Origin of the sequence: Streptomyces sp. UH6 (assembly GCF_013421635.1) — a bacterium.
GTDB lineage: Bacteria > Actinomycetota > Actinomycetes > Streptomycetales > Streptomycetaceae > Streptomyces > Streptomyces abyssomicinicus.
On record NZ_JACADT010000765.1, the window covers coordinates 1 to 2,766 of the forward strand.

The window sequence follows — 2,766 nt, forward strand, 5'->3', positions numbered from 1 at the left end:
GCAGAAACCGTCCACGACGGCGGTGGTGCGGCGGGTGACCGGCGGAGCGTGCGCGTCCGGTGCGGACGGGGGGCGACTTCCGGCCAACCGCCGTCCGGCGCGGTGGTGGAAGTCGCCCGGGTCTGCATAATCGCCTGGCATGACGATCACGCGCGGAGGGCCACTGACGGAGATCGGCCCGGGGCTGTACGCCCTGCTGCCGGGGCGGCCCGGCTGGGGCCTGGCCAACTGCGGGCTGCTGGTCGGTGAGGACTCCGCGCTGTGGATCGACAGCCCCTACGACCGGCGTCTCGCCGAGGCGTTCCTGGCGGCGAGCCGCGAGCGGCTGCCCCCGGGGGCGGACGTGGATCGGGTGGTCGTCACCCACGCCAACGGCGACCACCTCTGGGGCGCCTGCGTCCTGCCGGCCGCGGAGATCGTGGCCACCGAGGAGGCCCGCGCCCATCTGTGCCTGGAGCCCACGCCGGACCAACTGCGGGCGCTCGCCGGGTCGGTGAACCCGTCGACGCCGTGGGGCGCCTACGTGGGGCGGCACTTCGGGGTCTTCGACTGGTCGGCCACCGAGGTCCCGCCGGTCACCGAGACGTTCACGGGCGAACGGGAGCTGACCGTGGGCCGGTTCCCGGTCCGTCTCGCCTCGCTGCCGCCCGGGCACACGGCGGGCGACCTGTTCGTCCATCTGCCGGAGCAGGGGGTGGTGTTCACCGGCGACGTGGTGTTCGGCAGCACGGCCGCGACGCCGGGGGACCATCCGTCGCACTGGGCGGGCCCGCTGAGCAACCTGATCGGCTCCTGCGAGCGGTTCCTGGCCACCGGCGCCCGCACCTTCGTCCCCGGCCACGGACCCGTGCTCGACGCCGCCGGGATCAAGGAGCACATCGGGTACCTCGAGTACGTCGCCGAACGCGCGCACGCCTTCCACGCGGCCGGGGTCCCCGCCGCGGAGGCCGCCCGCCGGGTGATCGCCGAGCGCAACTACCCCGAACTCGGCCTGCCCGAACGGCTGGTGATCACGATCGGCAGCGAGTACCGCGTCCTGGACGGCGACGACCATCCCGGGATGCTGCCGGTCATGCGGCAGGTGGCCCAGCTGGCCTGGGACCTGGCGGGCGGGAGCCCCTGACCACCGCCCGCGCCCGCCCCGGTCCGCGCCCGCCCCGGTCCGCGCCGGCGGCGGGAGGGACCGCTCCCGCACGGGAGGGTCCCCGCCGCGCCGTCGTGGGCTCCCACGGCGCCGTGACGGCCGGGGTCAGACCGTGTCGAGGTCCCGTTCCCGCGTCTCCGGCAGGGCCAGGATGCAGACCAGCGACAGCAGGGCCATGGCGCTCATGAACCAGCCGCCGACCGACGGGCTGTACGTCTCCGCGAGGGCGGTGACGACCAGCGGGGCCACGGCGCCGCCGAGGACGCCGCCCAGGTTGTAGGAGAAGCCGGCGCCGGAATAGCGCAGGCGCGTGGCGAAGAGTTCGGGCATGTACGCACCGGCCGGGCCGTAGATGATGCCCATGCAGAGCAGCGCGCCGCTGAGGGCCACCGCGATCAGCACGTAGTTGCCGGTGTCCAGCAGGGGGAAGACGAGTGCTCCCCAGACCACGCCGAAGGCGGCGCCCGCGATGATCAGTCTGCGGCGGCCGACCCGGTCGGACCACCTGGCCACCAGGTAGGTGGAGACGCCCAGCACCGCGACGGCGACCAGGGTGAGCGCCAGCATGTCGTTCTTGGGGATGCCCAGGGTGCCGGTGGTGTAGGTCATGCAGTACGTGGCGGCCGTGTAGAACATCACGTAGACGACCGTGATCATGCCCGCCCCCAGCAGCATCTCCTTGGGGTGCTTGCGGAATGCCTCGGCCAGCGGGGCCTTGGAGGTGCCGTGCCGCTCCATGGCCTTGGCGAACGCCGGGGTCTCCGAGATCCGCAGCCGGATCACCAGGCCGACGGCGACCAGGACGAAGGAGAGCAGGAACGGGATCCGCCATCCCCAGCTCTCGAACATCTCGTCCGGCATCACGACGCCGAGCAGCAGGAACGTACAGGTCGCGGCGAAGTATCCGACGGGCGAGCCCAGTTGGGGCGCGGCGGCGTAGAGGCCGCGCTTCTTGCGGGGCGCGTGCTCGACGGCCAGCAGGGCTGCGCCGCCCCACTCGCCGCCGAGCCCCAGGCCCTGGATCAGGCGCAGCAGCACCAGCAGGACGGGGGCCATGATGCCGAGCGTGTCGTAGCCGGGGAGCAGGCCTATGAGGCCGGTGGACAGGCCCATCATCAGCAGGGAGACCACCAGCACGGCCTTGCGTCCCACCCGGTCGCCGAAGTGGCCGAATACGGCCGCGCCGATGGGGCGGGCCGCGAAGCCGACGGCGAAGGTGGACAGCGTCGCCAGGGTGCCCGCCGTCTTGGACAGTTCGGGGAAGAAGGCCTCGTTGAGGACGAGCGCGGCGGCCGTTCCGTAGATGTAGTAGTCGTAGAACTCGATCGTGGTGCCGATGAAACTGGCGGTGGCGATCTTGCGCATGCCCTGGGGCGACTCGGCGGCGGCCGGGTCCGAGGAGGAGGGCGGGGCAGAGCTGTTCATGGGGCTGCTCCGGGAAAGTGGCTGAAAGACCCGGGTAGGAGTCCGGGCCGGAAGGCGAATCTAGGGCGGGGCCGCCCGGCCGGTTCTCGTCCTCCGGGACAGTGATCGAGGGCCCCCGCTGTCCGTCCGGACAATGCCCGCCGCCCGTCCCTCGCCCCTCGGCCTCCCGGTGGCTCCCCCGGCCGCCCCCACGGCGG

Annotated in this window: 2 protein-coding genes; one reads left to right on the forward strand and one right to left on the reverse strand. The window is 72.9% G+C overall.

Annotated features, from left to right (window positions below; genetic code table 11):
- Positions 1-139: 139 nt before the first annotated feature.
- Complete coding sequence (locus HW445_RS25490) at positions 140-1,123, forward strand: MBL fold metallo-hydrolase (protein ID WP_180223256.1); 984 nt, start codon at positions 140-142, stop codon at positions 1,121-1,123.
- A gap of 126 nt (positions 1,124-1,249) precedes the next feature.
- Here HW445_RS25490 and HW445_RS25495 read toward each other — a convergent pair whose 3' ends face one another.
- Entirely contained in the window at positions 1,250-2,569 is a 1,320-nt protein-coding gene (locus HW445_RS25495) for an MFS transporter (RefSeq protein WP_218957382.1), read from the reverse strand.
- Positions 2,570-2,766: the final 197 nt, after the last annotated feature.

Excerpts from the sequence above, each read along its gene's own strand:
- HW445_RS25495 (WP_218957382.1), bottom strand. The coding sequence starts at position 2,569 with ATGAACAGCTCTGCCCCGCCCTCCTCCTCGGACCCGGCCGCCGCCGAG.
- HW445_RS25490 (WP_180223256.1), top strand. The coding sequence starts at position 140 with ATGACGATCACGCGCGGAGGGCCACTGACGGAGATCGGCCCGGGGCTG.